The organism is Mesorhizobium sp. M7A.F.Ca.MR.245.00.0.0 (assembly GCF_003997415.1).
Lineage (GTDB): Bacteria > Pseudomonadota > Alphaproteobacteria > Rhizobiales > Rhizobiaceae > Mesorhizobium.
This window is the reverse complement of the sequence record NZ_RZTE01000003.1, coordinates 208,629-231,729: the sequence shown is the minus strand read 5'-3', so window position 1 is coordinate 231,729 and position 23,101 is coordinate 208,629. Positions and strand designations below refer to the sequence as shown.

At 62.4% G+C, this 23,101-nt stretch carries 21 protein-coding genes and 1 pseudogene; 16 read left to right on the top strand and 6 right to left on the bottom strand.

Annotated elements, in window-relative coordinates; genetic code table 11:
• Nucleotides 1-55 precede the first annotated feature (55 nt).
• Genes EOB80_RS06040 through EOB80_RS06025 form a run of 4 tightly spaced genes read left to right on the top strand, consistent with a single transcriptional unit; the run spans nucleotide 56 to nucleotide 3,464 of the window.
• Entirely contained in the window at nucleotides 56-793 is a 738-nt protein-coding gene (locus EOB80_RS06040) for an ATP-binding cassette domain-containing protein (protein WP_127291252.1), read from the top strand.
• Nucleotides 786-1,544, top strand: a complete 759-nt coding sequence (locus EOB80_RS06035; RefSeq protein ID WP_127327003.1) for an ATP-binding cassette domain-containing protein — start codon at nucleotides 786-788, stop codon at nucleotides 1,542-1,544. Before EOB80_RS06040 ends, EOB80_RS06035 begins: the two co-directional genes overlap by 8 nt.
• The gene (locus EOB80_RS06030; protein ID WP_127327002.1) at nucleotides 1,541-2,491 is read left to right on the top strand and encodes an ABC transporter permease; all 951 of its coding nucleotides are present in this window, start codon (nucleotides 1,541-1,543) and stop codon (nucleotides 2,489-2,491) included. The genes EOB80_RS06035 and EOB80_RS06030 overlap by 4 nt, the downstream gene beginning before the upstream one ends.
• Nucleotide 2,492: 1 nt before the next feature.
• Entirely contained in the window at nucleotides 2,493-3,464 is a 972-nt protein-coding gene (locus tag EOB80_RS06025; RefSeq protein ID WP_127327001.1) for an ABC transporter permease, read from the top strand.
• 9 nt (nucleotides 3,465-3,473) lie between these two features.
• On the opposite strand, the gene EOB80_RS06020 is transcribed toward EOB80_RS06025, so the two are convergent.
• Both EOB80_RS06020 and EOB80_RS06015 read right to left on the bottom strand, forming a co-directional pair.
• Nucleotides 3,474-4,313 carry an amidohydrolase gene (locus tag EOB80_RS06020; RefSeq protein ID WP_127327000.1) on the bottom strand — a complete coding sequence of 280 codons (840 nt, stop codon included), beginning with the start codon at nucleotides 4,311-4,313 and terminating at the stop codon, nucleotides 3,474-3,476.
• Between the two features lie 64 nt (nucleotides 4,314-4,377).
• The gene (locus EOB80_RS06015) at nucleotides 4,378-5,163 is read right to left on the bottom strand and encodes an IclR family transcriptional regulator (protein ID WP_127267478.1); all 786 of its coding nucleotides are present in this window, start codon (nucleotides 5,161-5,163) and stop codon (nucleotides 4,378-4,380) included.
• A 169-nt stretch (nucleotides 5,164-5,332) separates the two neighbouring features.
• Here EOB80_RS06015 and EOB80_RS06010 point away from each other — a divergent pair, with 169 nt between their 5' ends.
• The 8 genes from EOB80_RS06010 to EOB80_RS05975 all read left to right on the top strand — a co-directional run bounded on the left by EOB80_RS06010 (nucleotide 5,333) and on the right by EOB80_RS05975 (nucleotide 12,630).
• Complete coding sequence (locus tag EOB80_RS06010) at nucleotides 5,333-6,652, top strand: sugar ABC transporter substrate-binding protein (RefSeq protein WP_127326999.1); 1,320 nt, start codon at nucleotides 5,333-5,335, stop codon at nucleotides 6,650-6,652.
• 132 nt (nucleotides 6,653-6,784) lie between these two features.
• Entirely contained in the window at nucleotides 6,785-7,681 is an 897-nt protein-coding gene (locus EOB80_RS06005) for a sugar ABC transporter permease (RefSeq protein WP_023808865.1), read from the top strand.
• Between the two features lie 2 nt (nucleotides 7,682-7,683).
• Entirely contained in the window at nucleotides 7,684-8,550 is an 867-nt protein-coding gene (locus tag EOB80_RS06000) for a carbohydrate ABC transporter permease (protein WP_127267476.1), read from the top strand.
• Nucleotides 8,551-8,554: 4 nt separating this feature from the next.
• Nucleotides 8,555-9,652 (top strand): sn-glycerol-3-phosphate ABC transporter ATP-binding protein UgpC, encoded by a 1,098-nt coding sequence (gene ugpC, locus EOB80_RS05995; protein ID WP_127326998.1) that lies wholly within the window; start codon nucleotides 8,555-8,557, stop codon nucleotides 9,650-9,652.
• A gap of 5 nt (nucleotides 9,653-9,657) precedes the next feature.
• The gene (locus tag EOB80_RS05990) at nucleotides 9,658-10,770 is read left to right on the top strand and encodes a mandelate racemase/muconate lactonizing enzyme family protein (RefSeq protein ID WP_127326997.1); all 1,113 of its coding nucleotides are present in this window, start codon (nucleotides 9,658-9,660) and stop codon (nucleotides 10,768-10,770) included.
• Between the two features lie 9 nt (nucleotides 10,771-10,779).
• Nucleotides 10,780-11,109 carry an L-rhamnose mutarotase gene (locus tag EOB80_RS05985; RefSeq protein ID WP_027036189.1) on the top strand — a complete coding sequence of 110 codons (330 nt, stop codon included), beginning with the start codon at nucleotides 10,780-10,782 and terminating at the stop codon, nucleotides 11,107-11,109.
• Nucleotides 11,102-12,178, top strand: a complete 1,077-nt coding sequence (locus tag EOB80_RS05980) for a Gfo/Idh/MocA family oxidoreductase (RefSeq protein ID WP_127326996.1) — start codon at nucleotides 11,102-11,104, stop codon at nucleotides 12,176-12,178. Before EOB80_RS05985 ends, EOB80_RS05980 begins: the two co-directional genes overlap by 8 nt.
• A complete protein-coding gene (locus EOB80_RS05975; protein ID WP_164762536.1) occupies nucleotides 12,175-12,630 on the top strand; it encodes a MaoC/PaaZ C-terminal domain-containing protein in 456 nt (151 codons plus the stop codon). Before EOB80_RS05980 ends, EOB80_RS05975 begins: the two co-directional genes overlap by 4 nt.
• 27 nt (nucleotides 12,631-12,657) lie before the next feature.
• Here EOB80_RS05975 and EOB80_RS05970 read toward each other — a convergent pair.
• From EOB80_RS05970 to EOB80_RS05960, 3 genes and pseudogenes are all read right to left on the bottom strand, one after another.
• A pseudogene (locus EOB80_RS05970) lies at nucleotides 12,658-14,219 on the bottom strand (putative 2-aminoethylphosphonate ABC transporter permease subunit); the annotation flags it as partial.
• A 123-nt stretch (nucleotides 14,220-14,342) separates the two neighbouring features.
• Nucleotides 14,343-14,999 (bottom strand): GntR family transcriptional regulator, encoded by a 657-nt coding sequence (locus EOB80_RS05965; protein ID WP_127327076.1) that lies wholly within the window; start codon nucleotides 14,997-14,999, stop codon nucleotides 14,343-14,345.
• A gap of 148 nt (nucleotides 15,000-15,147) precedes the next feature.
• Nucleotides 15,148-16,077, bottom strand: coding sequence for an AraC family transcriptional regulator (locus EOB80_RS05960; RefSeq protein ID WP_164748649.1), 930 nt, complete (start codon nucleotides 16,075-16,077; stop codon nucleotides 15,148-15,150).
• A 356-nt stretch (nucleotides 16,078-16,433) separates the two neighbouring features.
• Between EOB80_RS05960 and EOB80_RS05955 the strand changes: the two genes are divergently transcribed.
• From EOB80_RS05955 to EOB80_RS05945, 3 genes are read left to right on the top strand one after another with little or no spacing between them, the layout of a single operon-like run.
• Nucleotides 16,434-18,515 carry a TonB-dependent receptor gene (locus EOB80_RS05955; RefSeq protein WP_245466257.1) on the top strand — a complete coding sequence of 694 codons (2,082 nt, stop codon included), beginning with the start codon at nucleotides 16,434-16,436 and terminating at the stop codon, nucleotides 18,513-18,515.
• A 1-nt stretch (nucleotide 18,516) separates the two neighbouring features.
• Nucleotides 18,517-18,897: a hypothetical protein gene (locus EOB80_RS05950; protein WP_127326993.1), complete on the top strand. Its 381-nt coding sequence runs from the start codon at nucleotides 18,517-18,519 to the stop codon at nucleotides 18,895-18,897.
• Nucleotides 18,894-20,156, top strand: a complete 1,263-nt coding sequence (locus EOB80_RS05945; protein ID WP_127326992.1) for a RhtX/FptX family siderophore transporter — start codon at nucleotides 18,894-18,896, stop codon at nucleotides 20,154-20,156. The genes EOB80_RS05950 and EOB80_RS05945 overlap by 4 nt, the downstream gene beginning before the upstream one ends.
• 107 nt (nucleotides 20,157-20,263) lie before the next feature.
• Here the strand turns inward: EOB80_RS05945 and EOB80_RS05940 are convergent, their stop codons facing one another.
• On the bottom strand, nucleotides 20,264-21,703 hold the full coding sequence (locus tag EOB80_RS05940; protein WP_127326991.1) for a DHA2 family efflux MFS transporter permease subunit: 1,440 nt from the start codon (nucleotides 21,701-21,703) through the stop codon (nucleotides 20,264-20,266).
• A gap of 374 nt (nucleotides 21,704-22,077) precedes the next feature.
• Here EOB80_RS05940 and EOB80_RS05935 point away from each other — a divergent pair, with 374 nt between their 5' ends.
• The gene (locus EOB80_RS05935; RefSeq protein WP_127326990.1) at nucleotides 22,078-23,094 is read left to right on the top strand and encodes a Zn-dependent oxidoreductase; all 1,017 of its coding nucleotides are present in this window, start codon (nucleotides 22,078-22,080) and stop codon (nucleotides 23,092-23,094) included.
• Nucleotides 23,095-23,101: the final 7 nt, after the last annotated feature.

Sequence of the window (23,101 nt, the reverse complement as noted above, 5' to 3'; positions counted from 1 at the left end):
CTCTCAGCAGGCCGGCTCCTTTCGCGGAGCCGGCCTGCCAGCATCGAATTGTGACATGCTTGAAATCAAAACCATATCCAAACGCTATGGCGAGACGATCGCGCTCGCGGACGCATCGATCGCGTTCCGGGCGGGGACCATCCACACCATTCTGGGCGAGAACGGTTCGGGCAAGAGCACCATGGTCAAGCTGCTGTCCGGCATCGTCCAGCCGGACAGCGGCGTGATCCTGCTGCACGGCAAGCCATTCTCTGGCGCCAATCCATCGGCCTTCCAGGCGCAAGGCTTCGCCACGGTATTCCAGGAGGTGCTGATCGCGCCGGACCGCAGCGTAACCGACAACATCCTGCTCGGCCTCGACGGACTGGTCCGGCGTGCCGTTCCCCGCCATGAGCGCCGTGACCGGGCGGAAGCCGCGCTGAAGCGCTTCGCGGTCACCGACGTCCCCCTCGACAAGCCAGCCGGCCTGCTGCCGCTTGCCGCGCAGCAATTGGTCGTTCTCGCCCGCGCGATCGTGCGCAACCCAAAGATCCTGATCCTCGACGAGGTCACCGCCGCGCTCGACTTCGCCGACCGCGAATCGGTTTTTTCGTTGATGCGTGCGCTTGCCGGCGAAGGCTGCCTGATCCTGTTCATCACCCACCGCATGGATGAGGTGATGTCGCTTTCGGACCGCATCTCGATCCTGCGGGGCGGCAGCGTCGTGCGCACCGAAGAGCGCGGCGCTTCCACGCCGGCGGAACTTCTCAAGGCGATGGCGCCACGTACCGCTGCGGAATTGGCGCATGGCTGATCGCACTGCTCTCGATTTTGGTGGTCTTGCCGTTCGCGAACTCGTCATCGCGCCCGGCGCCAGCCCGATCACGCAGGCCATCGCTCCGGGTGAGATCGTCGGGCTTGCCGGTCTCGATGGTCATGGCCAGGAGCTGTTTCTCAAGATGCTTGCCGGCCTGGAACAGTCCCATGGCGGCTCGATCGAACTCGGTTCATCAGATGCCTCCCGAAAGATTACCGGGTTTCGCAAGGCTGTCGCCAGCGGCATCGCCTATTTGCCGCGCGACCGACGCGCCAACGGCATTTTCCCGACGCAGTCGGTGCTCGACAATTTCGCCGTTTCGACTCTGTCGCGCGACACTCGGCTCGGGCTGATCAGCCCCGCGGCGCGCAAGGCGCGGTACGACATCTACCGCGAAAAACTGTCGATCGCCGCACCCCGGCCCGATGCGCCGATCACCACTTTGTCGGGCGGCAACCAGCAGAAGGTGCTGCTGGCGCGGGCGCTGGCGCTGGAGCCCGCGATCCTGCTCCTCAACGATCCGACGCGTGGCGTCGACGTGGCGACGCGGCATGTGCTCTACGACGTGTTTCGCGGGCTGGCGGCCGACGGCATGGCGCTCGTCATCCTATCCAGTGAAATCGAGGAGATTCTTCTCCTGTGCCAGCGCGTGCTGGTGTTCCGTGAGAATGAAGTCGCGGCCGAAATCTCTGGCGACGCGCTCACCACCGACAGCGTGATATCAGCCATGTTCGGACGTGCGGCATGAACCCTGTTGCGCGCCTCCTGTCCCTTGGGCGAAATTTCGGCTTCGCGGTGGTGCTGCTGGTCGTGCTGCTTGCGATCAATCTTATCCTCAGCCCCGGGCGGTTCCAGCCGGGTTCCTGGGGCGCGCTGGTCGGATTGGCGGCGCCCTTGATCGGTGCGGCCATTGCGTCCACGCCTGTCATCCTCGCCGGGCGTGGCGGAATCGACATCTCGGTCGGGCCATTGATGGGCTTCGTCAACGCTTTGGCGATCCAGGTGCTGTTCCTCGGCGCCGGCATCTCATCGCCCCTGGTGCTCGTTCCGGCGGCGTTGCTCGTCGGCGCGCTGGTGGGTGCTGCGAACGGCTTTCTCGCGACAATCGTGCGCATCCAGCCGATCGTCGCCACGCTCGGCACCTATCTGATCCTGACCGGCGTCACGCTGACGATCCTGCCGGCGCCGATCGGCCCGGCGCCGGCTTGGCTCAAGGCCTTGTCCGGCCCGCTCTCGATGCTTCCGCTGGCACTGATGTTCATCGCTTGGTGGCTGGTGCGGCGCACCCCCTACTACGACCAGTTGATGGCGGTCGGCAGCGACGACCGCGCGGCCTACACCGCCGGCGTCGATGTCACGCGCGTGCGCTTCATCGCCTATGTCATGACCGGCATCCTGGGCGGATGCGCCGGGCTGATGCTGACCGCGCTGATCGGCTCCGCCGACCCTAACATCGGGCCGACCTACACGCTGATCGCCATCGCCGCCGTAGCGCTCGGCGGCGTCAGCCTGGCCGGCGGGCGTGGCGGCGTCGCCGGTGCAGCCATTGGCGCCATCGACATCTTCCTGCTGCAAAGCGTGCTGACGACGTTCAACGTCTCGACCTTCGTGCTGCAGATCGCCTACGGCGCGATCCTGGTGCTGGCCGTGATGCTGACAGCGCTGCAGGAACGTCTTGCCATGGAGAGACGCTGACATGGTTTTGCGCCAAAACCTCTTCGCCACAACCAACGCCCGCGTCGTCGGCGCCTTCTGCGTCGCCGCCCTTCTGCACCTTGCCGGCACGGTCCTCATTCCCGGCTATTCGGCGCCGTTTGCGATACGCGCCATGCTGGTGCTCGCTTCGCTGCTTGCCGTCGCCTCGATCGGGCAGACGCTGGTCGTCATCATGGGCGGCATCGATCTGTCGATCCCCTTCGTCATCGGCTTTGCCAATGTCGTGGCGGCACAGCTCTATGGCGACGGCTGGAATTTTGTCCTGGTCTGCGGCCTCGTCGGCGCGCTGGCGCTCGTCATCGGCGGGCTGAACGGACTGATCTCGCGCAGCCTCGACATCCAGCCGCTCATCGTCACGCTCGGCATCGGCATGGTCGTACAAGGCCTTGTGCTGTTGTGGACCGCGGGTTTCCCGTCGGGCTCCGCACCGCAAGCGGTTTCCAGCTTCGTGTCGATCGGCGGATCGGCCGGACCGCTGCCGGTGCCGTGGCTGGTGCCGAGCCTGGTCGTGCTGGCCGCACTCGTCGTGCTGGTGCTGGAGCGAACGCCCTATGGCCGCCGGCTTTACGCGCTGGGCAGCAATCCGGGCGCGGCGCCGCTGGCGCTGATTGACCCGGTTCGCATGTGGGTCATCACCTATGCGGCAAGCGCTTTCTTCGCCGCCGTGGCAGGGGTGCTTCTGCTCGGCTTCACCGGTTCGGCCTATGGCGATGTCGGCCAGCCCTATCTGTTCCAGACCATCGCGGCGGTCGTCGTAGGAGGCGCAGCACTTGTCGGCGGCCGGGGAAGCTATCTCGGCACGATCGCCGGCGTGCTGGTGCTGACCGAGATCAACACGCTGCTGACAGGCCTCGGCTTCCAGCCCGCAGCGGTGCAGGCCGCGCTCGGCTTCGTCATCGTGCTGCTGGTTTCGCTCTATGGCCGCGAACGGCACGTCTCGACCACCATCTGAAAGGACCAGTCAATCGAGCCGCCACAGCTTGCGGGCATTGCCGGACAACAGCCTGTCGCGCTCGGCAATGCTGCAGCCCGAGAGCAATGCATGGGTCGCCGCCACCCAGGTCGACAGGCCGCCGCCTAGCGTGCAGACCGGCCAGTCGCTGCCCCAGACGACGCGGTCCCAGCCGAATGAATTGATGGTGTGCTCGACGTACGGCCGCAACGTCTCAACCGTCCAGCTGCCGGCATCGGCATAGGCGACGACACCGGAAATCTTGGCCATGACATTCGGGCGCCGGGCGATGTCGCTCATATGCTCGCGCCATGGATGTTCGCTCTTGCCTTTGATGTCGGGGACGCCGCAATGATCGAGGACGAACTGGACATCGGGTGCCAGATCGGCCAGCGCGATCGCCTTGGGGATCTGGTGCGGCAGCACGACGAGATCGAAGGTCAGACCGGTGCCGCCAAGCCGCTTTATGCTGTCGCGAAACACCGCACCTTCCGAGAGCTCGTCGGGCACGACATGGAGGACGCGGCGAAAGCCCTTTACGAACGGGTTTGCCCGCTGCCGTTCGAGATAGGCCGCGAAATCCCCTTCCTCAGGACGGCAGGACGCGATAACCCCGGCCAGCATGCTGCCGGACTGCCGTGACAGTCCTTCCACACGAGCGGTCTCGGCTTCGATGTCGGCCGCATCGACATCGACCTCCATATGCAGCACACGCCCGACGCCGACACGCTGCGCCTCCATCGCGTAGTCTTCATAAGAGAAATCGCGGTTGAGCGCCGGCACGCCGGCGAGCCAGGGATAGCCCAGGGCCGAGCGATCGATGAGGTGAAGATGGGTATCGATGATCATGGTGAGGCTCCTCCCTCTTGCTTTCAAATCATCTCACAGGGGAATTCTTCATTCAAATAAGAATTCACGCCGATGAGCCGACTGCTGATCCAGCGAGGTGCGACAGCTTTTCACACGTTGCCAGCAACAGTTCGATCGTCCTGGTGATGTCGGGCGCGGAAGGCGCGTTGACCACCGTGATGTAGGGAATCGACAGCGCGGCGATCGCCTTGCCGTCGGAGCTTCGCACCGGGGCCGACAGGTTGAAGACCCCGGCTGTCTGCATCGAGGCCATCATCTCGTAGCCACGGTCGCGGATCTGGTCGAGACGGGTGAAGAACTCGGTCGATTGCGCCGTCTTGTCGGTGCTGCGGACGTGTTCGGAAATCATCATCTGGCGCTCTTCCGGTGAGCGGAAAGCGAGCAGCACATGTCCCGAGCCGGTGTCGAACAGACTGATATGGGAGCCGACCCGGATCGAGATGCCCCAATAATTCGGTGCTTCTTGCTGGCCGATGACGACGGCAGAACCGCGATCAAAAACAACGAGTTGGTTGGCCTGCTGCGATGTCTCGGCAAGTTCACGCATCAGCGGCGTCGCATAGGAGACCAGCCGCCGTACCGGCGCGTGCAACTGTGCCAGACCGAACAGCTTGAGCGTCAGCGAATAGCGGTCGCCGTCGAGGCGCGTGACGTAGCCGCGCCGCACCAGCCGGTCGAGCATGCGATAGAATTCGTTGGGACTGCGGTCGAGTTTCTTGGCGATTTCGGCCTGGGTCAGGCCGCCGTCGACGCCCGCCAGCAGTTCAAGGATATCGAGCCCCTTGTCGAGCGCCGGCGCGCGATAGCGCTCGTCTTCGCTGTCGTCCATGGGCTCATCCTCCAGTGAATTTCACCCTTCATATACGCAGGAACGTGCGCGGCGGAAACAAATTTCGCCTTGACGTGTCTATGAATGTTTTGTTTGTATATGAATGTAGCACTTCTTGTCATCAGACGAGTTGCGGTCGCCGCGGAGGCGGCACCAAGGGAGGATACCAATGAACAGACTGCTGTCCGGCGTGTGCGCCGGTGCATTGTTGCTCGCGTCAGGTGCGGGCGCTGCCCTTGCCGGCGACCTGCCCGGCAAGTTCGAAGGCGTGACCGTCGACGTGAAGCTGATCGGCGGCCAGCAATATGAAAAGCTCTACGAGCGCATTCCCGAATGGGAGAAGGCGACCGGCGCCAAGGTCAACATCCTGACCAAGAAGAACGGCTTCGACATCGATAAGGAGCTCAAGTCCGACATCGCCTCGGGTAGCACCAACTGGTGCGTCGGCTGGAACCATTCGTCCTTTGCGCCGCAATATACGGGCCTTTACACCGACCTCAGCAAATTGCTGCCCAAGGAAGAGATCGACGCTTTCGTGCCGTCGACCATCAAGTCGGCAACCATCGACGGCAAGCTGGAGATGCTGCCGCGCGCGCAGTTCGACGTTTCGGCGCTCTACTACCAGAAGAGCCTGTACGAGAACGCCGACAACAAGACCAAGTTCAAGGCGAAATACGGCTATGATCTGGTGCCGCCGGATACCTGGAAGGAAGTCACCGACCAAGCTGAGTTCTTCGCCAACCCGCCCAATTTCTACGGCACGCAGTTCGCCGGCAAGGAAGAGGCGATCAACGGCCGCTTCTACGAGATGGTTGTCGCTGAAGGCGGCGAGTATCTCGACAAGGACGGCAAGCCGGTCTTCAATTCCGACGCCGGCATCCGGGCGCTCGACTGGTTCGTAAACCTCTACAAGGCCAAGGCCGTACCGGCCGGCACGACCAACTATCTCTGGGACGATCTCGGCCAGGGCTTCGCTTCCGGCACCGTCGCCATCAATCTGGACTGGCCGGGCTGGGCCGGCTTCTTCAACGATCCAAAGTCATCCAAGGTCGCCGGCAATGTCGGCGTCAAGGTCGCGCCGAAGGGCTCGTCCGGCAAGCGCACCGGCTGGTCCGGCTTCCATGGCTTCTCGGTGACCCAGAATTGCCCGAACAAGGAGGCCGCGGCTTCCCTGGTGTGGTGGCTGACCAACGAAGACAGCCAGAAGCTCGAGGCCGCCGCCGGCCCGCTGCCGACCCGCACCGCGGTCTGGGACTGGGACCTGAAGCAGGCCGAAAACGATCCCTACAAGAAGGAGGTTCTTACCGCCTTCCAGGAAGAGGCCAAGCACGCCTTTGCCGTGCCGCAGACGCCTGAATGGATCGAGATCTCGAACGCCGTCTATCCCGAGTTGCAGGCGGCGATCCTCGGCGACAAGACCTCCAAGCAGGCACTGGACGATGCGGCCGCCAAGGCGACGCAAATCCTCCAGGACGCCGGCAAGCTCTAGAAACGGGCTCCCAGGGCTGCTCCCCCATTGGTAATGGGGGAGGCGATCGCGTTTCGCGGCCAGCGGTTTGCGCTAACCCATCGCCCCCGGCCCACGCACCGCCGTCCAAATGCAAACACCTCAAGGATTCTGATGAAGGGCTTCAAGCCATCCGCGCCATTCCTGCTGCTGCTTCCGGCCATGATCGTGCTGGCGGCAGTTGTCGTTGTGCCGTTGCTGTTGTCCCTTTACTCCAGCTTCACGCCGTTCCGCCTGACGCGGCCCGAAACGTTCTACGTCTTCATCGGCATCCGGAACTATCTTTCGATCCTGTCCAACACCGATTTCTGGTGGGCGTTCGGCCGCACGGTGCTGCTACTGACCATCGCGCTCAATCTCGAAATGCTGCTCGGCCTTGGGCTTGCCATGCTGGTCGAGAAAGCGACACGCGGCCAGCGCATCCTGCGCACGCTGATGATGTTCCCGATGATGTTCTCGCCGATCCTCGTCGGCTTCCAGTTCAAGTTCATGTTCAACGACAATATCGGCCTGGTGAACAATGCGCTGCAGTCGCTCGGCATCACGCAAGACGCCATACCGTGGCTGATCGAGGGCCATCTCGCCTTCATCGCCATTTCGATCGCCGAGATCTGGTCGTCGACGGCGATCTTCGCCATCCTGATCCTCGCCGGCCTGCTCGCCATGCCCAAGGAGCCGATCGAGGCGGCGCGTGTCGACGGCTGCACGCCGTGGCAGACATTCCGCTATGTGACGTGGCCGTTCGTCATGCCTTTCGCCTACATAGCCATGACTATCCGTTCGCTCGACGTGGCGCGCGCCTACGACATCGTCAAGATCATGACCGATGGCGGACCGGCGGGCCGCACCGAACTGCTATGGACCCTGGTGGCCCGCACCGCCTACAGCGACGGGCGCATGGGCATGGCCAACGCCATGGCCTATTTCTCGATCCTGCTGTCGATCGCCTTCACCGTCTACTTCTTCAACAAGCTCGCCGCGGCGCGCACGCAGATTGGTGCGGAGTGGTGAAGATGGACGAGAATTCTTCCGCCCGCCTGAAGCGCCGGCTGCTGGGCATCGTCTATCGCATTGGCCTGTTCCTGGCGATGCTGACGATCTGCCTGCCGGGCCTGTGGATCGTCCTCTCGTCGCTGCGGCCGGCGGTCGAGATCATGGCCAAGCCGCCGGTCTGGATCCCGCAGGAGATTTCGTTCGACGCCTATGTCGCCATGTTCAGCGGTATCGGCAAAGGCGGCATTCCAGTGATCGAATATTTCCGCAACTCGTTGATCATCTCGGTGACCTCGACGGTCATTGCGGTGGCCATCGGCATGGCCGGCGGCTATGCGTTCGCGCGCTACCGCTTCCGCGGCAAATCGAGCGTCTTCCTCGGGCTGATGCTGACGCGCACCGTGCCGGGCATTGCACTCTCGCTGCCGCTGTTCTTCCTCTATGTGCGGCTCGGCATCATCGACACGCATTTCGGACTGATCCTTGCCTACGTCGCGCTCAACGTGCCGTTCACGATCTGGCTGATCGACGGCTTCTTCCGTCAGGTGCCCAAGGACCTCGCGGAGGCCGCGCAGATCGATGGCTGCACGCGCTGGCAGGCGTTCTGGCAGGTCGAGTTCCCGCTTGCCGGGCCGGGCATCGCGTCGGCCGCGATCTTCGCCTTCCTGACCTGCTGGAATGAGTTCGCTCTGGCCTCGCAGCTGACCCGTTCGGTGAGCGCCAAGACGCTGCCGGTCGGCCTGCTCGATTACACGGCCGAGTTCACCATCGACTGGCGCGGCATGTGCGCGCTGGCCGTGGTGATGATCATCCCGGCGCTCACCCTCACCTACGTCGTCCAGAAACACCTTGTCGGCGGCCTGACCTCCGGCGCGGTGAAAGGCTGATACCATGGCAACCGTTACCCTCACCAAGCTGACCAAGCGCTACGGCACTGTCGGGATCGTGCACGGCATCGATCTCGACATCGCCGACCGCGAGTTCATCGCGCTGGTCGGCCCGTCCGGCTGCGGCAAGTCGACGACGCTGCGCATGATCGCCGGACTGGAAGAGATCAGCGCCGGCTCGATCAAGATCGGCGGGCGCATCGTCAACGATTTGCCGCCACGCTCGCGCAACATTTCGATGGTGTTCCAGTCCTACGCGCTCTATCCGCACATGACGGTGCGCGAAAATCTCGGCTTCTCTCTGAAGATCGCAGGTGCCGCCAAGGAAGACATGGAGCGCCGCGTCGCCGAGGCCTCGGCCATCCTCGGCCTCGACACGCTGCTGGATCGCCGCCCCTCACAACTGTCCGGCGGCCAGCGCCAGCGCGTCGCCATGGGCCGCGCCATCGTGCGCGATCCAGACGTCTTCCTGTTCGACGAGCCGCTTTCCAATCTCGACGCCAAATTGCGCACGCAGATGCGCACCGAGATCAAGAAGCTGCATGCCAAGGTGCAGTCGACGGTGATCTACGTCACCCACGACCAGGTCGAAGCAATGACGCTGGCCGATCGCATCGTTATCATGCGCGACGGCCATATCGAACAGGTCGGCACGCCCGACGAGGTCTTTCGGCGGCCGGCAACCCGCTTCGTTGCCGGCTTCATCGGCTCGCCGCCGATGAATTTGCACGAGACCACGATCGATGACGGCCAGATGGTTTTCGCCAACGGCGAAAAGCTGCCGCTGCCCGCTCAGTTCAAGGCCAATGTCACGACCGGCGACAAGGTTGTGTTCGGGCTACGGCCGGACGACATCTATCCAACCGGCCATGGCATCAGTTCCGGTGGCGCGGCAGACGTCCACCAGGTCGAGCTGCCGATCACCGTTACCGAACCGCTCGGCAACGAGACGCTGGTGTTCGTCGAATTCAACGGTACGGACTGGGTGTCGCGCATGCTGAACCCGAGGCCACTCCGGCCGGGCGAGCGCGTCGCCATGAGCCTCGACATGTCGCAGGCGCATCTGTTTGCCACTGAGACCGGAAAGACATTGCGGAGCTGATCGGCATGACCAGAATCGAGAAAGTCGACCTTCGGATGGTGGACCTTGTGCCCAAGGTCAAACGCACCGACGCCATCCAGAGCTTCGTCAGCCAGGAAACGCCGATCGTGACCATCACCGATTCCGACGGCGCGGTCGGCACCGGCTACAGCTACACGATCGGCACCGGCGGCTCGTCGGTGATGCGGCTTTTGTCAGACCATCTGGTGCCGCGCCTGATCGGCCGCGACCCCGACATGATCGAGGCGATCTGGCACGATCTCGAATTCGCCACGCATGCCACCACGATTGGCGCGATCACCGCTATAGCGATCGCGGCGATCGACACGGCACTATGGGATCTGCGGGCCAAGAAACAGAACCTGCCGCTGTGGAAACTGGCCGGCGGTGCCAAGGATCGCTGCCCGCTCTACACGACCGAAGGCGGTTGGCTGCACATCGAGACGCAGGCGCTGGTTGACGATGCGCTAGCCGCCAAGGCGAAGGGCTTTCGTGGCTCGAAAGTGAAGGTCGGCAGGCCGCACGGCTCGGAAGATCTTGCCCGCCTGTCGGCGGTACGCAAGGCGGTCGGCGACGGCTACGAGATCATGACCGATGCCAATCAGGGATTTTCGATCGACGAGGCGATCCGGCGCGCCGCAAGATTGCGCGAGCTCGACCTCGCCTGGATCGAGGAGCCGCTGCCGGCCGACGATATTGACGGGCATGTGCGGTTGTCGAACTCGACGCCGACGCCGATCGCGATCGGCGAGTCGCTCTACTCCATTCGCCATTTTCGCGAATACATGCAGAAAGGCGCCTGCTCGATCGTGCAGGTCGATGTCGGCCGCATCGGCGGCATCACGCCCTGGCTCAAGATCGCGCACGCGGCGGAGGCCTTCGACATTCCGGTCTGCCCGCATTTCCTGATGGAACTGCATGTCAGCCTGACCTGCGCTGTTCAGAACGGCCGATATGTCGAGTACATTCCGCAACTCGACCAGTTGACCGGCAAGCGCCTCCGCATCGAGGATGGCCAGGCGCTGGCGCCCGACGAACCGGGCATCGGCATCGACTGGGACTGGGACGCGGTCAAGGCCATGAGCATCGCCGAATTCACCACGGCGATCACGAAATAGGAGACGGGCATGCAGCGGATGGGGATGGTTCTGGGGCTGAAGCCGGAAAAGGTCGAGGAGTATGTCCGCCTCCATGCCGCCGTCTGGCCCGACGTGCTGGCCATGATCTCCGCCTGCAACATCAAGAACTACTCGATCTACCTAAAGCGGCCGGAGAACCTGCTGTTCAGCACCTTTGAATACCACGGCAGCGACTACCAAGCCGACATGGCCAAGATGGCGGCCGACCCGAAGACGCAGGAATGGTGGGCGGTCTGCATGCCATGCCAGGAGCCGCTGGCGACGCGCAAGGAAGGTGAATGGTGGGCAGAGATGGACGAGGTCTTCCATCATGACTGAAGGCGGTTTTGACCCTGCCTTGCTCGTTCAATCCTGGCCAAAACCCTCAAAACCCCGGCCGATCGTCACTTTCGGCGCCGGATCGATCGTCGGCGACGCGCATTTCCCGGCCTACAGGAAGGCCGGCTTTCCAGTAGCCGGGCTTTATGATCCCGACCACGCCAGGGCTGAAAAGCTGGCCAGCCAATGGGGCGTGACGGCCTTTGGCTCGGTCGAAGAAGCTGCTGCCGTCGAGGGCGCGATCTTCGATCTTGCCACCCCGCCGTCGCGTCATGCCGATGTGCTGAAGTCCTTGCCTGATGGCGCAGTGGCGCTGATCCAGAAGCCGATGGGCAGCAATCTTGCCGAGGCGACCGCGATCCTCGAGATCTGCCGTGCCCGGAAGCTGCACGCAGCGGTGAACTTCCAATTGCGCTTCGCGCCGATGATGCTGGCGCTCAAGGGTGCTATCGGCAAGGGCTGGCTCGGCGAGATCGTCGACTTCGACGCCTGGCTGGCGCTGGCGACACCATGGCAGCTTTGGGAATTCCTGCTCAAGGCGCCGCGCGTCGAGATCGCCATGCATTCGATCCACTATCTCGACCTGATCAGGCAATTGCTCGGCGACCCCAAGGGTGTGCACGCCAAGACGCTCGGCCATCCCAACCATGCCGTGGCGCAGACGCGCACCAGCGCCATTCTCGACTATGGCGACACCGTGCGCTGCGCGCTGTCGATCAACCACGACCATAAGTTCGGCCGCCGGCACCAGGCCTGCGAGTTCCGCATCTGCGGCACAGAAGGTGCCGCCTATCTCAAGCTGGGTCTCAACCTCGATTATCCCACAGGTGAACCGGATGTGCTGGAGATTTACCCCAAGGGTGGAACGGACTGGGTCGAGGTGCCCTTGGCCGGCGAGTGGTTTCCAGACGCCTTCGTCGGCCGCATGGCCAATGTCCAGCGTTTTGCCACCGGAGAAGATGCTATGCTGATCAGTCCGGTCGAGGATGCCTGGAGCACGATGGCGCTGGTCGAGGCGGCGTATCAGTCGAGTGCGGCACCGGCGACGCCGATCGCGGAAAGACCCTGATGGAACAGATACAGTATTTCGAAGACTATGAGATTGGCGCGTCGCGCCTGACCAGCGGCCGCACCATCACCGAGACCGACTTCATCGTCCATGCCGGCCACACCGGCGATTTCTTCCCGCACCACATGGACGCCGAGTTCATGAAGACGACGCCATTCGGCCAGCGCATCGCACACGGCACTCTGGTGTTCTCGGTCGGCATCGGGCTGACGGCAACCGTCATCAATCCTGTCGCCTTTTCCTACGGCTACGACCGGTTGCGCTTCATCAAGCCGGTGTTCATCGGCGACACGATCCGGACGCGCACCACAATTGCGGCCAGGGAAGACGACCCGAAGAGGCCGGGGTCGGGACGGGTGATCGAACGCTGCGAGGTGTTCAACCAGCGCGGGGAAGTGGTGCTGGCGGCCGACCACATCTACATCGTCGAACGCAGGCCGGCGCAGGGCTGAGACTTGGGAAAGTCCTAGAGCATTTCATTATCGTACCCGCCAACCCTGAGTTCTTTTAAGGATACCTTTCGAAACAGCCACGTGAATGATCCGCGCGAATGCATTGGTGTAGAAGATCATCATGCCCATGGCAGCAGCAGGCGCGGTGTCGCCAGCGTCGTCCATGTTGAGCACTGCAACCGAGGCGAGCGCCGTGTGTGTTGTATAGATGAAGACCACCGCGGAAACCGTCGTCATGGCGTTGACGAAAAGATAGATCGAGATGTCAAGGATTGCCGGCAGACAGATCGGCACTGTCACCCGCGTGAACAGGCGATAGAAAGGCTGCTTCAGCGAGGCCGCGACCGGCTCGAACTCACGATCGATCTGCTTCAGCGCCGTCAGGGCCGTCAAATGACCGACCGTGTAAAAGTGCGTCACGGTGCAGACGACCAGGATCGCCATTGTGCCGTAGATCGCGTGCAGCGGATTGGCCGGATTGTTGAAGAAGAAAATATAGGCCAGGCCAAGCACAAGCCCCGGCACCGCCATCGCAGCATGGCGAGGAAGTGGAAGGCTGCCCGTCCGGTCCTGAAGCCTTCGGTCTTTTCGACGATGTAAGCGCCGACGAAGACGATGACGGTTCCAAACACAGCGGTGAGCAACGAGAGCGTGATCGAGTTGTAGTAAGAAGCCCAGCCTCCGCCATCCATGCGACCGAACGCGAAATTCTTCAGGCTGAGACTGAGGTCGTAGGGCCAGAACTTGACCAGCGCTGCGTACTGGCAAATGCCGATGATGCCGGCGATGAACAACGCGACCAGGCTGCAATAAGCCAGACAGACCAAGTCGAAGCGGCGATTGGGTTTTGCCTCGTAAGGCACCGAGCGGGCCGACAGGAGCGAAACCTGCCTGCGCTGGACCAGGCGGTCGACGACGAAGGCGGCGATGGCCGGGATCAGCAAGATGACCGAGACCACCGCCCCCATCTCGAAATTCTGCTGACCAATCACTTGCTTGTAGATATCGACGGCGAGCACGTTGAACTGGCCGCCGATGACCTTCGGCAAGCCGAAATCGGTTATGACGAGCGTAAACACGACAAACGCCGCGGAGATCAAACCGTAGCGCGCGCCCGGAATGGTAACGACCCAGAACGTCCGCCACTTGCTGGCGCGCAGCGAAGCGGCGGCTTCATATTGGCGCTGGTCGGAGATCGCCAGTGCCGTCGAGATAATGATCAGAGCATGGGGAAAGGTGAAGAATATCGAGCCGACGACAATCCCCAACGGACCATAGATCGATATGCCGCCAAGCAGGCTTTTCAACAGGCCCTGGTTGCCGAACAGATAGATGAGGGCGATGCCGGGCAGTAGCGACGGCACCAGGATGGGAGCCATGGCGATGAGCCTGAATAGGCCCTTGAAGCGCATCTTGCTTCGGTTCAAAGCGTAGGCGAAGCCGAAGGCTATGCCGACCGTGATGATGGTGCTGATCAGCGCGATCAGGAAGGAGTTCTGGATCGAGCGGAACAGCGTTGGCGTCGAGAAGTAGGTTGTGTAGTTGTCCAACCCAAGCTCGCGCGCGGGCCTCAGCATAATGCGCCGAAAGGTGAGCAAGGGCGCGCGCCGGCAGGCTGCTGTCGGGGGACATGATGATCCTGGATCGAGTATCGATGTTGCAATATGTGGCAGTGATCGCGCGCAGAGGCAACCGGAGCTCAAGCCACGCCGTCAGGATTTTCGCGACAGGCCATCTTCCCTGATCGCGCTGACCAGCGTCTCGCTTCCCTCGCGAAGATGCTGCCTCAGAATGCTTATGGCCCTGTCCTCCTTGCGCGCCCTGCAGGCGGCCAGCAGGTCGCGGTGCTCCGTCTGCGAGCGGCTGCGATAATCCAGGTTCGACAGGAGGATGCGGACGTAGCGATCTGCGGCATTGTGGTGCGCCTCGATCAGGCCGAGCAATCGACGGCTACCGCAGGCGTCGTAGAGAGCCAGATGAAAGGCACGGTTCAGCGCACCCCATCGGCCGACATTGCGCTCCGCGTCGATCTGGTCGAGCACCTGTTCCGCCTCGTCGAGCTTCGCGCCGGCGAGGTTGGGAAGCGAAAGCCGCAACGCCTCGCATTCAAGCAGTTCGCGCAGCGCATAGATTTCACCGATCTCGGCGCCGTCCATCCGGGCGACCTGCGCGCCTTTTGTCGGATGGATGGTAACAATACCTTCGGCTTCCAATTGGCGAAGGGCGTCACGGATTGGCATGCGGCTGAAGCCAAACTGCTCGGCCAATTCGTCCTGGCGCAGCGGAGTGCCCGCCTTGATGGTTCCACCGGCAATCGCTTCGCGCAGGACATTGGCGACCTGTTCGGCCACGGTTCGCGGCCCCTGCATCACGCTGTCCGCAAATCCTCGCAATCGATGCTCCCGTTTGACGCGGCGCTCAGCCTAACGGATGTAGGTATCCTCGTATACGCAGTATCGGCAACGCCCAAGGGTTCGCCGCACTATTCCGACGGTCTCTGCCCGGGCTATTGGCCACTCAACCAAGGGTCTGCCGCGCTTCATCCCGAACGCTGGAAGGCGCCACGCCATAACGCTTTCGGAAGGTGCGGTTGAAGTAGGAGATATCCCCGAAACCGACTTCATAGGCAGTGGCGCCTATCGAAAGCGTTCCCGTTCCCCGCAACAGCAGCTTGCGCGCCTCGGCCAGGCGCCGTTCGAGAAGATATCTCGAAAATGTCGTCCCTTCGCGCTGAAACAACTTCTGGACATATCGTGGTGTAACATCGAGGACAGCGGCCACAGCGGAAATGCTCAGATCGCCATCCCCCAGGTGATCATCGATATAGCGTTTTACAGGGTGCAGCCGGTCACGTTCCACCGTTGATGGGGTTTCCAGATAGGCGACGACGAGCGGAAGTATTTCGTTGAAATGGGCATTGGCCATCTCCGCCTCGTTGGCTGAATGCGGGCCACGCATCAACAGATAAGCGCCGTAGGTGATCAGAAGCTGGAGCGGAGGAAACGTTCTCGGGATCGGTCGCAGCATCAGCCTGGAAAGCGTCTCGCCGGAAACGCGGAAAGCGGCGCCGGGCAGGCTGCCGCAGTCCAGCCTGCCCCCTTCGGGCAGATACCAGTCGTAGGCCATCTCACCGGATACAAAGAGGAAATCTCCAAGCGCGGCTTCTATCTTCCGTCCATCCTGCTCAACGACCAGCGGACCTTCCATGCTTCGCAACATGAGCACCTTGTCCGAACCCGGCATTCCAATCCCCCGCACCCGTAACGGCGAGGGCGGGAAGAAACACGTCATAACGTTCAGATCGGCGAGGCCACATGTCACGCCACGCACAGCGGAGAGGACACCCAGCCCTGTTTCGATCGCGACCTCCCCGATGACCGTTAAAAAATGGCCGGCGCACAACCGCTCGGCTTCCGCGTCGTCGTGACCCGACATGTCGAAGCTCACCGGGCTGATCCCGCTGGGGTTGGTCGACCTGTGATATAACTGCAACATTTTCAATTCGGATCGTCGGAGTTCGTTTTCAGCAGTGCCGGCTTCGCTTCACTCCAAGCGCGCCATCGCCCTGATCGATAACATGAGTAATTGAGACATATTTAATCGATCCGGGAAAAGGGAGCCAGCGATTTGTGGCCCTCAATGCCTTTGCGGCACCCGAGGGGCCAATTTGGGGTGCGACTATGCGGAATGAACTGATCGCGGGAACTTGCCTCGCACTGCTGCCACTTGCTTTCACGACCATGCCCGTGCAGGCGCAGGACACTGGAGATTCGGCACCCGCGATACAGCTGGAAACAGTGTTGGTGACGGCGAGCAGAACGGAGCAGCCGATCTCCAGCATCCCCGGGTCCGTCCAGGTCATCGAGGGTGATGAGCTGGCACAACAGCTCAAGCTGACGAGCGACCCGGCGACCCTGATTTCCAAGCTGGTTCCCGGTTTTTCGATCGCAAACCAGACGATTTCAGGTGCCTCGGAAAGCTTTCGCGGTCGCGGCGTGCTGATTCTCGTCGACGGCATTCCCCGCAACACCCCGTTGCGTGACGTTTCACGAACGCTTTCGCTTATCGATCTCGGCAAAGTCGAGCGCATTGAGGTGGTCAACGGGGCAAGCAGCCTTTACGGCTCCGGCGCGACCGGCGGCACCATCAATTTCATCACCAGGCGGGACGCGACCGAAAGACCAACCGTCACCGTCGAGACCAAGGTGAAGGCGTTCACTGCAAATCCCGGCAAGTCCCTGGCGCCGGAAGTTTCGGTTTCGGCGACGCAGAAGATCGGCAAATTCGACTACATGTTCTCGGCCAGCGGCCAGCGGACGCGCCGGACCTATGACGGAGACGGTCGCGAACTGCCGTCCGACGCCATGCTCGGCCAAGGCGGGGGCGATCGCACCGACTTCGGCAACCTCTATGCAAGACTGGGATATGAGGACGGGGCCCGTCGTTTCGAGGTCTCCGGCGAACTGGTCCGCATGGAACAGAATCCGGATTGGTTTTCCAATTTCCAGGCCACTCCAGCGGCGCCCGACTACACGGCGCCGTATACGGGCGAATCCGTGGAAGAGAATTCAAAATATTTCACCGCGCGCTATACCGACACCGCCTTCGCCTTGGGATCGCTCGAAGTGAAGTCGTTCTACAACGATATGGAGAAGCGCTTTCCCTTCACCCGATTCGATCGCTTCGTGAACAATCAGGTCTACTATTCGGGCAACCCGCTCAACCCGCAGGCCAGCTTTGCCCAGACCACGCTCTTCAGCAAGCGCGCCGGCGTCACCGCTACGGTCGAGACCCCTCTCGACATGCTGCTGGAGGGGTCGACGCTAACCTGGGGCCTGGACTTCATCCACGACAAGACCTTCCAGAAACTCGAGAACGGCTGGGACGTCATCAGTCCGATGAAGCAGAACTCGGTCGCCGGCTTTGCCCAGTTGCAGGTCCCTGTGACCGACCGGCTGCGCCTGCAAGGTGGATTGCGCTACGAACGCTACTTCCTCGACATCGAGGATTTCAACCGCCCAGCCATCTTTTACATCAACCGGCCATATCCGGCGATCAACGTCATCGGCGGGTCCTTTGACTACGACAATCTGACTTTCAATGTCGGCGGCACATTCGATCTCACGCCCGATGTCCAGCTTTACGGTGGCTTCTCGCAGGGGTTCTCGCTGACCGACATCGGCAGCTTCACGCGGCGAGCCGGCGCCAACAGCAGTGCCGAACTGTGCGACGCCTACGGGGCGCTGGCATGTCCCGGCGCAGGCGCACCCGACTATACGGTCAGCTACGCTGACATCGCTCCCAGCCCTCAGGTCGTCAACAATTACGAGATCGGCATTCGCGGCGGCGATGTCGACTATGGCGGCTCGCTGTCGGCCTTTTTGTCCACCTCCGACCAAGGCGTGAACTACGACATCGCCTCCAACCGCGTGTCGCAGCAGAAGGAGGAAATCTGGGGCGTCGAAGTCACCGCATGGTGGAACCTGACCGGCAACCTCACCGTCGGTGGCCTCCTTGGCTATACCGAGGGGCGCTACGACAATGACGGCGATGGCAATATCGATGCGTGGCTGCCGAACAACAGGATAGCGACCCCGGTGCACGGCACGGTCTACGGGACCTATGTCTTCGACAACGGCCTCAATCTTCGCAGCGAGGTCCAGTTCTTCACCAGCCGGGACAAGATAACGACCGTACCCGAGATCAAGGGCGCGGCACTGGTAAATATCCTTGCGAGCCACAAGGTCGGCAAGGGCGATCTCAGTGTCGGCGTCGAGAACGTCTTCGACACCAACTACATGAATCCGACAGCTAGCGCCACGCGCAACAATGTCGTCAATGGTTTCGGCCGCACGGTATCGCTCGGCTACAAGGTCACCTTCTGAGATGGTTCGTTTCGAGATGCACAAGGACGGCATCGTCGACCTGTGCCTCTACCCTCCGCACGCGGCAACCGACGAGGCCGACTACCTCGAGGCGCTCGAACGGATCGGCAACCTCGATGGACCCTATGCCATCGTGGTGGATATTGCCGGCAGCACTCATCTCTCCCGAGAGGGGGAAGTCCGTCAGGCCGCATGGGCCAAGGCGACGCGGCAGCGCATCTCCAGCGCATGCCGGGCCTTGGCACTGGTGCGTGACAATCCCAACCCACGATCGCGGCAATCGTTCGAGCGGCTCTGGGCTATTCCGGTCCACGTCACCAGCGACAGAGAGGAAGCGCGGCAGTTCGCCGCCAAACATCTCGACAAGGCAGTTCGGCCATGAGCGGGCTCGCATCCGAGACCATCAGCCGGCCGGCAGAGCGGCGGGATTGGCAGCGTTTGCGGCTGTTCGCCGTGCTGGCGGGTCTCTACCTCGCCCAGGGTATTCCGGGTTATCTCCTGGTCGCCGCGGTGCCGCCGATCATGCGCGAGCTTGGCGTGTCGAGAACGGCCATCGGCATGCTTGCCGTCCTGATGATCCCGCTGACGGTGAAATTCCTCTGGGCACCGCTCGTCGATCGGATCAGGCCGATGGCGATCGGGCACCGCCGCGGATGGATTCTTCCCACGCAGATCGGGACTGTGATCGCCATAGCGGCACTCGCCCTTGTGGAACCGACCAATCTGAAAGCCATATTCGCAATAGGTTTCGCGATCGCGGTGCTGACCTCGACGCAGGACATTGCAACCGACGGCTATGCCACGCTCGCCCTGAGGCAAGAGGATCGCGCCGTTGGAAACGCAATCCAGGGCGGAGCGGTCGCACTCAGCGTCATCGTCGGCGGCACCGTTTCCCTGCTTCTCTATGGCTGGGTCGGCTGGCAGGCGATGGTGCTGACGATCGCGGCGGTCTCAGCCCTGCCATTGATTGCGATCGCCTTCATGCCGGAGGACACCGCTACAAAAAATGCCGAACCGCGGGCGAAACCTTCGATCTCCAGCTTTCTCAAGCGCCCGGAAGCCGTGACCGTCCTGATGATCGCACTGACCTACCGGGCGAGCGAAGGGCTGGTGAAATCCATGGAGGGATCCTATCTCGTCGACGTCGGATTGCCGCTGTCGGCGATCGGATATCTGAGCGGTATTTCTGCGGCGACGGCCGACATTGCCGGATCCTTCATAGCGGCCATGCTTGTTCGACGTTCCGGCGCCGGCCGAACGCTGCTGCTGCTCGGTGCCTTGCGCACGATCTGCTTCCTGTTGTTTGCCCTGCATGCGGCCGGCGAAATCACGGGCATATGGACTCTTTTGGGAGCGGCGGGGTTTCAGACCTTGATCCGCTATATGGAGATTGTGGCGCTCTACAGCCTGTTCATGGCGGTGTCATCGAAAGATCAGCCTGGAACGGACTTCACCATTCTGTCCTGCGCCCAGATCATCATCTACCTGATCGGCTCGATGATGGCCGGTGCGATCGCCGACCGCATCGGCTATGGCGCACTTTTCACCCTCTCGACGCTCGTCTCCGGTCTGGCCGTCGTGCTGACTGCTCACCTTCTTTCGCGGCTCTCGAAGAAAAGCGCGGGAGCGGACTTCGCCTGAAATTCCAGCATGGAAGACATCGAGCGCCACGAGCTGGTCCGGGCCGATTGGTGGCAGCCAGGCAGACAGGCGGGCTCGATGTCTCCAGGACAGCCGAAGGCGCGGCGTCAACGAGAATTTCGTGGTCGAACATGGCCGCTGACCTGCACGCCGTCCTCGGCACGCAGGTACAGGAAGCCGGGGACGGACAGCAGCGGGATGACCGCGGTCAGCAGGAACACCTGGTGGAAGCGTTCCGCTGTCACGATGTGGGTTTCTCCTGCGACAAGGCCCAGCACCATGGCGGCGATCGAGACGCCCAGGGAAACGCTGAGTTGCTGCAGGACGCCGCCGAGACTGGTGGCGCGGCTGAGCTTGTCGTCCGGCAGGTCGGCATAGGACAGCGTGTTGGAGGTCATGAACTGCGCCGACCGGATGACCCCGAAGACAAAGACGTAAAGGCCGATCATCCAGTGCGGCGTATCGGCTTCGATCAAGGCGAAGCCCCCGACAGCGGCGGAGCCGACCACCGCGCTGCCGATGAGCACGACATTGAAGCCGAAGCGCCGCAACAGCGGCGACAGCAGCGGCCGAATGAGCAAGGCGCCGAAGCTGCCGACGAATGTCAGCGAGCCCGAGGTGACCGGGCTCATGCCAAAGCCGACCTGCAGCATCAGCGGCAACAGGAAAGGCACGCCGTTGAGGCCAACGCGGCACAGGCCGCCTGCGAGCGTACCGACCCAGAACGAGCGAAATCGAAACAGTGTCAGATCGACTGCCGGTGCAACGACGCGGCGCGCATAGCGCCCGAAGGCGAGCAGCAGCAGGATCGCCGCGGCCAACACCAACGCTGTCGCCGAAACGGAGATGATCGGCCTACCGATGCTTTCCAGTCCGAACTGCAGCAGCGCGACTCCGCATCCCACCATCAGGAACCCGGCGAAGTCGAAGCGTTGCATCGCTTCCTCGCGGAAATCGTCAACGAAGCGCAGCGCCGCCAGAATGCCGAGACAACCGAAAGGCACGTTGACATAGAATATCCAGCGCCACGATGCATAGGTGGTCAACAGGCCGCCGAGCAGCGGCCCGATCACAGGCCCCATGATGGCGGGCAAGGTCATGTAGGTCATGGCGGTGATCAGCCCACTGCGCGGAAAGCTGCGCAGCAGGATCAGCCGCCCGACCGGCGTCATCATGGCGCCGCCCAGCCCCTGCAGGGCGCGCATCGCCAAAAGCATGCCGAAACTGTTGGCCATGCCGCACAGCGCCGAGCCGAGTGTGAAGGTGAAAAGCGCCAGCGCAAACACTTTTCGTGCGCCGAACCTGTCGGCGAACCAGCCGCTGACGGGAATGAATACGGCCAGCGTCAGGATGTAGGTGGTGATCGCCAGGTTCAGCCTGACCGGCGTCGTGTCGAGGCTGCGCGCGATGGCGGGGATCGCGGTGGTGATGATGGTGGAATCGAGCTGCTCCATCAGAAAGGCGATGGCGACGATGATTGGAATAATCAGTCTCAGCCTCGGGTCGCGCTCGGTGGCAAATTGAGGCTGTTCCAATGCTGTTGCCATTCCGTCATGCAGGCGGCTGCCCCATTCCAGATGGCGCGTCCGCGTTCAAAGGCAAGGTCGCCTTCCGTGCGGCAAGCCGGCCGAGGCCCCGATCGCACAGCCTGTCTTATGGTCCGACGGATAGGCAAGCGGTAGTCATTTCCTCCTTGATGGAAGTCAACAAATTTTGACTGCCCCCCCTTCGAGAGGAGACCGGCAAGACAGCGCATTGAGCGTCCAAACTGCGGACGCCAGGGCATTTGCGTTTCAGTGAACGCCAGTTCCGATTTCGTGTCGCAACGTGTCGGGTAAGAGGCTGTCTAACAGCCGCCATGAGCGCTTGACGAAGCAGCGAGATTGAGCCACTTGTCGACTAGTATACAAGTGGTGAGGCCATGCTTGAAGTTCTCGTTCGCGCGCCGCAGTCGCTGGAAGTCCGGCAGGGCACGATACCCCAGCCCGGGGCAGGCGAAGTCGTCGTTCATGTCAGCCGTGCCGGCATCTGCGGCTCCGACATTCACATCCTGCATGGCTCCAATCCGTTCGCCGTCTATCCACGTATCATCGGCCATGAATTCGCCGGCACCGTAACAGCGCTCGGACGCAATGTGACCGGCATTGCGACGGGAGACCGTGTGGTGGTCGATCCCGTGGTGTCGTGCGGCCACTGCTATCCCTGCCGGGTCGGCCGCTCCAACGTCTGCGCCAACCTCGAAGTGATGGGCGTTCACCGCGACGGCGGTTTTCGCGCCTTCGTCGCGGTGCCGGCGGCAAATGCCATACCGGTTCCAAGGGATATGCCGTTTGGGCTGGCGGCACTGGCCGAGCCGTTTTCCATCGCCGCCAATGTGCTTGATCGTACCGGTTGCGGACCCGAGGACACGGTGCTGATCTATGGCGCCGGCACGGTCGGCGTCACTGTCCTGCAGGTCGCCAAGCTCAAGGGCGCACGCTGCATCGTTGCCGATATCGACGAAGCCCGCCTGGAGCGAGCGCTCCGCTTCGGTGCCGACAGGGTGATCCACTCCGTGCGCGATCCCGTGCCGGCCGCGGTGCGCGGTGAAAATGACGGTCTTGGCCCGACGCTGGTCATTGACGGCGCCGGCATTCCCGCACTTCTTGACGAGGCTTGCCGGCTGGCCAGCCCGGCGGGCCGCATCGGCCTGCTCGGCTTTTCGGACGCCCCATCCAACCTCAGCCAGCAGGAAGTGGTGCGCAAGGAACTGACCATCGTCGGCTCGCGCCTGAACCGCCGGCTGTTGCCGCGCGTCGTCGAATGGCTGGCCGACAAGCGGCTCGATCCGCAAGGCATGATCACGCAGGTGTTCGCGGCGGCCGATGCACGCGCAGCCTTCGACTTGATCGAGAAGGAACCGGAGCGAACGCTCAAGGTTCAGCTGGACTTCTCGTAAGCCGGAA

Bases quoted from the DNA above. Each gene is read 5' to 3' on its own strand.
- EOB80_RS06040 (WP_127291252.1), top strand. From the start codon at position 56: ATGCTTGAAATCAAAACCATATCCAAACGCTATGGCGAGACGATCGCG.
- EOB80_RS06035 (WP_127327003.1), top strand. From the start codon at position 786: ATGGCTGATCGCACTGCTCTCGATTTTGGTGGTCTTGCCGTTCGCGAA.
- EOB80_RS06030 (WP_127327002.1), top strand. From the start codon at position 1,541: ATGAACCCTGTTGCGCGCCTCCTGTCCCTTGGGCGAAATTTCGGCTTC.
- EOB80_RS06025 (WP_127327001.1), top strand. From the start codon at position 2,493: ATGGTTTTGCGCCAAAACCTCTTCGCCACAACCAACGCCCGCGTCGTC.
- EOB80_RS06020 (WP_127327000.1), bottom strand. From the start codon at position 4,313: ATGATCATCGATACCCATCTTCACCTCATCGATCGCTCGGCCCTGGGC.
- EOB80_RS06015 (WP_127267478.1), bottom strand. From the start codon at position 5,163: ATGGACGACAGCGAAGACGAGCGCTATCGCGCGCCGGCGCTCGACAAG.
- EOB80_RS06010 (WP_127326999.1), top strand. From the start codon at position 5,333: ATGAACAGACTGCTGTCCGGCGTGTGCGCCGGTGCATTGTTGCTCGCG.
- EOB80_RS06005 (WP_023808865.1), top strand. From the start codon at position 6,785: ATGAAGGGCTTCAAGCCATCCGCGCCATTCCTGCTGCTGCTTCCGGCC.
- EOB80_RS06000 (WP_127267476.1), top strand. From the start codon at position 7,684: ATGGACGAGAATTCTTCCGCCCGCCTGAAGCGCCGGCTGCTGGGCATC.
- ugpC (WP_127326998.1), top strand. From the start codon at position 8,555: ATGGCAACCGTTACCCTCACCAAGCTGACCAAGCGCTACGGCACTGTC.
- EOB80_RS05990 (WP_127326997.1), top strand. From the start codon at position 9,658: ATGACCAGAATCGAGAAAGTCGACCTTCGGATGGTGGACCTTGTGCCC.
- EOB80_RS05985 (WP_027036189.1), top strand. From the start codon at position 10,780: ATGCAGCGGATGGGGATGGTTCTGGGGCTGAAGCCGGAAAAGGTCGAG.
- EOB80_RS05980 (WP_127326996.1), top strand. From the start codon at position 11,102: ATGACTGAAGGCGGTTTTGACCCTGCCTTGCTCGTTCAATCCTGGCCA.
- EOB80_RS05965 (WP_127327076.1), bottom strand. From the start codon at position 14,999: ATGCAGGGGCCGCGAACCGTGGCCGAACAGGTCGCCAATGTCCTGCGC.
- EOB80_RS05950 (WP_127326993.1), top strand. From the start codon at position 18,517: ATGGTTCGTTTCGAGATGCACAAGGACGGCATCGTCGACCTGTGCCTC.
- EOB80_RS05945 (WP_127326992.1), top strand. From the start codon at position 18,894: ATGAGCGGGCTCGCATCCGAGACCATCAGCCGGCCGGCAGAGCGGCGG.
- EOB80_RS05940 (WP_127326991.1), bottom strand. From the start codon at position 21,703: ATGGCAACAGCATTGGAACAGCCTCAATTTGCCACCGAGCGCGACCCG.
- EOB80_RS05935 (WP_127326990.1), top strand. From the start codon at position 22,078: ATGCTTGAAGTTCTCGTTCGCGCGCCGCAGTCGCTGGAAGTCCGGCAG.